Origin of the sequence: Nocardia sp. NPDC049149 (assembly GCF_043197455.1) — a bacterium.
Taxonomy (GTDB): Bacteria; Actinomycetota; Actinomycetes; order Mycobacteriales; family Mycobacteriaceae; genus Nocardia.
Map to the genome: position 1 here is coordinate 54,054 of NZ_JBICTD010000007.1, position 6,354 is coordinate 60,407.

Consider the following 6,354-nt stretch of genomic DNA (forward strand, 5'->3'; position numbering starts at 1 on the left):
TTGGAGGCTTGACCCATGACCCAGGCGATACCGGCACGACAACTGCTCGAGGTGGCCTATGACGAGGCCATGCATGGACTCGCCGAGGGCGGCATCCCGATCGGCGCGGCACTGTTCGCCGCCGACGGCACGCTGCTCGGCCGCGGCCACAATCGCCGGGTGCAGTCCGGCGATCCCAGCATCCACGCCGAAACCGACGCCTTTCGGGCCGCGGGCCGTCGCCGCGACTACGGCTCGACGATCATGGTGACGACCCTGTCGCCGTGCTGGTATTGCAGCGGGCTGGTCCGCCAGTTCGGCATCGGCACGGTCGTCATCGGCGAATCGCAGACCTTCCACGGCGGACACGACTGGCTTGCCGAGAACGGCGTCGAGATCGTGCTGCTGGAGGACGACCGTTGCGTCGAGATGATGACCTCGTTCATCACCGACCATCCGGCGCTCTGGCACGAAGACATCGGTGTCGCCGACGAAGTCGACGTGCCGTGAACGCGATCGCGTCCATCGACCTGTCCCGTTGGCGCGCGGGCGGTGCGGCGGCCGCCGAGGTCGAGCGGACGGTGGACGAAGGGCTGCGGCGGGCAGGGTTTCTGCTGGTCTACGGTCACGGCGTGCCGGAAGGATTGGCCGGGCAGGTGCGTGCGGCCGCGCGCCGCTTCTTCGCGCTGCCCGATGCGGTGAAGGAACAGTATGCGGTCACGGTCGGCGGCCGCGGCTGGATCGGGCCAGGCAAGGAGGCCAACGGCTACGCGGAGGGTACCGAGACGCCGCCTGATCTGAAGGAGACGTTCGCCGTCGGCGCGCACACCCCGGTCGGCGATCCGCGGGTCGACGACGCCTGGTTCCTGCCTAATGTGTGGCCTGCGGAAGTGCAGGAACTGCGCGAGCTGACGACGGCCTACACCGACGCGGTGCGGGTGCTTTCCGATGAATTGCTTGCGTTGTTCGCCGCGGCACTGCGGTTGCCCGCCAATCCTTTTCGTGACCTGGCCGCCCGTCCTACCTGGACCTGCAACATCAACCACTATCCGCCGTTGACCGTCGTCGGCGCACCGGAGCCCGGCCAGTTCCGGATCGGCCCGCACACCGACTTCGGCACGGTCACCGTGCTCGATCGGGAGCCGGGTGCGGGCGGGCTGCAGGTCTACACCGAGGAGGGTGGATGGGCCGACGCGCCTTATGATCCCGCGGCGGTGACCGTGAACATCGGTGACCTGCTTGCCTATTGGAGCGGTGAACGGTGGCCGTCCGGGCGGCATCGGGTGCTGCCACCGCAGGCGCAAGCACCTGAGGAGGATCTGGTGTCGCTGATCTACTTCTACGAACTCGATCACGACGCCGTCGTCACCCCGTTGCCGCCGCCCGTCGGCCGAGTGGCTGGCTTGCCGCCGGTGGTGTCCGCCGAGTTCCTGCGAACTCGGCTGGACGCCATCACGATTGGTTGATCCTGCTCAGCCGAAGCGCGGTTCGTCTGACACCCAGCGGAAGCCGGTGCTGCGCAACGGGAAACTGCGCAGGTCGGTCTGTTCCAGCGTCACGGTAACCGGGCGACCGCCGAGTTGTCCGTCGAGCCGCAGCCGATCCGGTGCGGGCTGGGTAAAGGTGAACGCGCCGAACGGTTCTGCTGCCTGCGCGACCGCCAACGGATGCGCGGTGGGCTTCGCGTCCGCGAGGGTGAGGGTGCCTGCCGAGGTGTCGACCGCGGCGACCACCGGGACCAACGTGCCGTCCATCTGCTGGTACGCCGTGCCGGTCACATCGAATACCAACCGCTGCCAACGGTTTGTATCGGTGGTCAGCGGCGGCACCGGCTGACCGTCTTCGGTGAACTCCGACACCGTCCAAATCCCGTACAGCGGCGGCTTTGGCGCCCCACCGCTCTCTTTCCAGAACTGCCAGTCCGTCTGGATCAAGCCGACGATCACCCAAGGTATGAGCAAGAACTGGACGGCGACCGCGACGCGCCGGACCCGGCGGGAGTGGAACGGCTCCGGCTGCGTGGCCGGTGCCGACGGACGTTGCAGCACAAACATGTTCGCCAGCCGCCCGGCCTGCGGCGCAAGCAGCACCAAGGACATCAGCACGAGATGACCCGCCAGGATCTTCACCGGCACATCGAAGGTCATGTTCAGCACGAACACCTGCGCGATGCTGACCAGGCTCAACATCGCGCCCAGGGTCGCGGTCCGTGGCAGGAGCACCAGCACGCCGCCGAGCACCTCCGCGGAGCCGAGCAGGATCTGGTAGACGGGTGACGAGCCGACCTGCGACCAAAGCACCGCCATCGGCGTGAAGTGACCGTATGGCGTGAGCAGCGCCATCAGCGACGGCTCCGGCATCTGCGTCGGAATCACCTTGGCCATCCCGTAGAAGAACATCTGCCCGCCGAGGGCCAACCGCAGGAAAAGCAGGAACCAGGCATGCAGCCGCGGGTAGCTCGGGCGCCGCCGGTCCAGCACCGTCCACACCAGGGTCACGGCCGTGGCGATCACCAACGCACAGAACAGGAATATCCAGATGATCGTCTGGTCACCGCTGCCGGTTTCCAGGTGTAGCGCGGCATCGACGCCGAACACGTGCCGCCCGACCCACGCGAAGATCGGCTCGAGTATTTCGAGCGTCCACGAAATCGCGTTGTCCGGTAGCAGCTTCGTGCCGACGATCCCCAAGTACACGTAGAGGAACTGCGGAAACACCACACAGAACACGCTGAAATAGACGAAGCAGAAGCGGAACACGATGCGGGTCAACGGATTCCACCGTGTGGGTGCACTGTCGACGAATTCACCCCGCTCGGCGACCCTGTCCCCCTGGACCGACTCTGTACTGACGACGCTCACCACTACCCTCCCGACCCGATTCCTCCACGTGAGCGGAACGGTATCGGGGATCGCAGTAGGCAAGCCTCCAGGAATTCCCTGGTTTTCTCCTCGCCAGAAAGTCGTACGTGCTATCCACACCATCAGGGGTTTCGTCCTACGCCGCGCCCGTGCTGTCGACAAGATAGCCGCATGTCAAGGCCCGGTTCCGGCCAGTGAGCGAGGTTCGGCGACCTCGATCGTTTTCCTTTCCCCGACGTACTGAAACGCGTTACTGTCGCGTATCGCGGCGCCCCGCCGCCGATGCGGGCTGTGCGCACGCGCGCCCGCGCTTCATCGCGTCAGGAGGACAACGATGGCCGACGATCCGGATCCCGCCAAGCGGCAACAGCTGACCGTCAGCGAGCGCGATCTCGACGTGCTCGCCGAGGATCTCGCGCGCTGGCTGGATTCGAAGGTCTCTGCCGATCATCCGCCGAAGGTCTCCGGGCTCTCGCGGCCGCAGTCGGGTGGAATGTCGAGCACGTCCATCCTTTTCGATGCCGAATGGAGCGTCGACGGGCGGCACGAGAGCGGGTCGTTCGTGGCGCGGATGGCGCCGGAAGCCGGGTCGTTCCCGGTGTTCGAGACCTACGATCTGGCCACCCAATACCAGGTGATGTCCGGGGTCGCCGAGCACACCGACGTGCCGGTGCCCGGCCTGTGCTGGCTCGAAGAAGACGAGAAGGCGCTCGGCGCACCATTTTTCGTGATGCGGCGGGTCGACGGGCGGGTACCGACGGACAATCCGCCCTACGTGTTCATCGGCTGGCTGTTCGACGCGACCGCCGAGGAACGCGCGCTGCTCACCGCCAACACGGTCGAGGTGATCGCGAAGATCCACGAAATCCCGGATCCCGACCAGCGATTCCCCGCCCTGCGCGGCACCGGACAGTCGCTGCGGCGGCACTTCGCCGCGCAGAAGGCGTGGTATCGCTGGGCCCTTGCCGACGACGGCTTCGAGATCCCGCTGCTGGAACGGACTTTCGCCTGGCTGGAGGAGCACTGGCCCGCCGACCCCGGGCCCGATGTGCTCAGCTGGGGCGACGCGCGGCCAGGCAACGTCATCTACACCGAGTTCCAGCCCGCCGCGGTGCTGGACTGGGAGATGGCCGCGCTCGGACCGCGCGAACTGGACGTCGCGTGGGTGATCTTCATCCACCGCTTCTTCCAGGACATCGCGACCCGCTTCGACCAGCCCGGCCTGCCGGACTTCCTGCGCCGATCCGAGGTGGTCGCGAAATACGAAGAGCTGACCGGACATACGGTCAGCAACCTGGACTGGCACCTCGTCTACGCCGCGCTGCGGCACGGGATCGTGATGGCCAGGGTGAAGCGCAGGATGATCCACTTCGGCGAGGACACCGACACCCCCGATCGGGACGACTACGTCATGCATCGCACCAGCCTCGAACGGCTGCTCGACGGAACCTACGAATGGGATTGAGGACAGTCATGCCAGTTCCCTTGGACGAATACCCGATTCACCAGACGTCGCTGTCGCTGGCCAGAGTGGCGAGCACCGACCGGAACTTCTACGACCGCAGCTACTTCAACGGTCACAACCGGGACGGCGGCACCTTCTTCATCACCGGGTTCGGGGTGTACCCGAACCTCGGCGTCACCGATGGTTACCTTGCCGTCCGCAGGGGGGACGTGCAGCGCAGCGTTCGGTTCTCCGACGCGCTCGGCGAGCGCAGCCTGGAGCAGCGGGTCGGCGGCTACCGCATCGAGGTGCTCGAGCCGTTGCAGCGGATCCGGGTGGTCTGCGACCACAGCGAATTGTCCTGCGACCTCACTTGGGACGGCGCCTTCCCCACGGTGCAGGAGCAGCCGCACCTGATCCTGGCTGGCAATCGGCCGATCATTCAGGCGACCCGGTTCGCCCAGCTCGGCTCTTGGTCGGGGACGCTGCAGGTCGACGGGGAAGACATCGCCGTCGACCCTGCCGTGTGGACCGGCACCAGGGATCGTTCCTGGGGCATCCGGCCGGTCGGCGAGAACGAGCCGCCCGGCCGGGTGGCCAGCGAACCCGCAGGCGGATTCTGGTGGGTGTACGCGCCGCTGCGGTTCGACGACTTCGCGGTGGTGATCATCCTGCAAGAGGAGCCGGACGGGATGCGCACCCTCAACGACGCGGTGCGGGTGTGGCCGGACGGGCGCGTCGAGCAGCTCGGCTGGCCCCGCATCTCGATCGACTACCGTTCCGGCACAAGAATTCCCGTCGGTGCGCGGTTCGAGATGACCGCGCAGGACGGCAAGCCGCTGGAGATCGAGGTGAGCACCGGAACCAACGTGCCGCTGCACGTGGGGTGCGGCTACGGCGGCGATCCCGACTGGGGACACGGCCAGTGGAAGGGCCGCGACTGGTCGCTGGCCAGCCGCTACGACCTCACCGCCCCGGACATCGTCGCGCGCACGCCGTTCGGCGTGATCGACCATGTGGCGCGAGCTCGGTGCGGCGACGCCGAGGGTTGGGGGCTGTTCGAGCACGCCAGCATCGGCAGGCACGACCCGACGGGTTTCGCCGACTACAGCTCTGTCGCTCCGTAATTCAACGACGCGAGCTCAGTACCCGGGGCGGGCCAACTCGGGTCGCTTGACGTAGTCGGTCAGCCCGATCACGTTGCCCCACGGGTCGGCCACCTCCACGCTCCAACCGGTGGCGACTTCGAAGGGCGCGGTGAGCATTTCGACACCGCGCTCTTCGAGCTCCGCCGCGGCGGCCTTGGCGTCGGGCACCTCCAGCCACACGCGCATCGCGGGCGGTGCACCATGGCCCGCCGCCGGATCCACCATCGCCATGATCCCCGGTGTCTCCGCGGCGACTCCGAACAGCGCGATCCCGCGCTCCGGCACCGTGAACCGCACCGACAGCCCGAGACGGTCCGCATAGAACTCCACCGCCGCGGTCAGCTCGCCCACGGGAACCAGCACATTATCGATGCCTCGGATATCCACCACGCCATGAAACCACGCGTCGCCGGTCCGTTGACCGAGTTCAGAACAGTCGTCCTGCTTGATATTTCGTGACAGGGATGCGCGACAGCCGAAGCCAGGCGATCAGGCCGAGCGGCGTTGTGCGACGGCGACGACGATGCCGTCGATGGCACGTTTGGCAATGATCAAGGCGCCACCGCCGGACGCCAGGATGGCCGCGGCCTCGGCGACGCTCGCGGTGCCGACTGCTGCCGTGGTCCGCGCCGCCGGATTCGGCACCGGGACCTCGGCCAGTTCGGCGGCCGAATAGGTCAGGACAGGCACGCCCAGCGTGCGGGCGGCGTGTTGCAGACCCGGATCGGCCGCGCGGCGATCGATCGTTGCCAGACACCCGATCGGCTTGTCGCCCAGCACTTCTCGCACTGCCGCGACGATTCGATCCCCGGCCTCCGCAGGGCGGAGCCCGAGTCCGACCACCAAATCCACCGCCTCAGCCGGAGACACGGACACTCCCGCAACCGGCTACCGCCACAAATATGCGGTCCGCCATCCCAGC

The 6,354-nt window shown here is 67.1% G+C and carries 7 protein-coding genes; 4 read left to right on the forward strand and 3 right to left on the reverse strand.

The features are described from left to right. Positions 1-15 precede the first annotated feature (15 nt). Together ACGFNJ_RS27920 and ACGFNJ_RS27925 are read left to right on the forward strand one after the other, a co-directional pair. Positions 16-489, forward strand: a complete 474-nt coding sequence (locus tag ACGFNJ_RS27920; protein WP_393454338.1) for a nucleoside deaminase — start codon at positions 16-18, stop codon at positions 487-489. Then, positions 486-1,445 carry an isopenicillin N synthase family dioxygenase gene (locus ACGFNJ_RS27925; RefSeq protein ID WP_393454341.1) on the forward strand — a complete coding sequence of 320 codons (960 nt, stop codon included), beginning with the start codon at positions 486-488 and terminating at the stop codon, positions 1,443-1,445. Before ACGFNJ_RS27920 ends, ACGFNJ_RS27925 begins: the two co-directional genes overlap by 4 nt. A gap of 6 nt (positions 1,446-1,451) precedes the next feature. On the opposite strand, the gene ACGFNJ_RS27930 is transcribed toward ACGFNJ_RS27925, so the two are convergent. Beyond that, complete coding sequence (locus ACGFNJ_RS27930) at positions 1,452-2,840, reverse strand: DoxX family protein (RefSeq protein ID WP_393454344.1); 1,389 nt, start codon at positions 2,838-2,840, stop codon at positions 1,452-1,454. Between the two features lie 334 nt (positions 2,841-3,174). On the opposite strand from ACGFNJ_RS27930, the gene ACGFNJ_RS27935 reads away from it, so the two are divergent. Both ACGFNJ_RS27935 and ACGFNJ_RS27940 read left to right on the forward strand, forming a co-directional pair. Beyond that, positions 3,175-4,305 (forward strand): phosphotransferase family protein, encoded by a 1,131-nt coding sequence (locus tag ACGFNJ_RS27935; RefSeq protein ID WP_393454347.1) that lies wholly within the window; start codon positions 3,175-3,177, stop codon positions 4,303-4,305. Positions 4,306-4,313: 8 nt separating this feature from the next. Further along, entirely contained in the window at positions 4,314-5,411 is a 1,098-nt protein-coding gene (locus tag ACGFNJ_RS27940) for a hypothetical protein (RefSeq protein WP_393454350.1), read from the forward strand. Between the two features lie 15 nt (positions 5,412-5,426). Here the strand turns inward: ACGFNJ_RS27940 and ACGFNJ_RS27945 are convergent, their stop codons facing one another. Together ACGFNJ_RS27945 and ACGFNJ_RS27950 are read right to left on the reverse strand one after the other, a co-directional pair. Continuing rightward, positions 5,427-5,822 (reverse strand): VOC family protein, encoded by a 396-nt coding sequence (locus tag ACGFNJ_RS27945; RefSeq protein ID WP_393454353.1) that lies wholly within the window; start codon positions 5,820-5,822, stop codon positions 5,427-5,429. A gap of 99 nt (positions 5,823-5,921) precedes the next feature. Then, positions 5,922-6,302, reverse strand: coding sequence for a cobalamin biosynthesis protein (locus ACGFNJ_RS27950; RefSeq protein ID WP_393454356.1), 381 nt, complete (start codon positions 6,300-6,302; stop codon positions 5,922-5,924). Positions 6,303-6,354 lie beyond the last annotated feature (52 nt).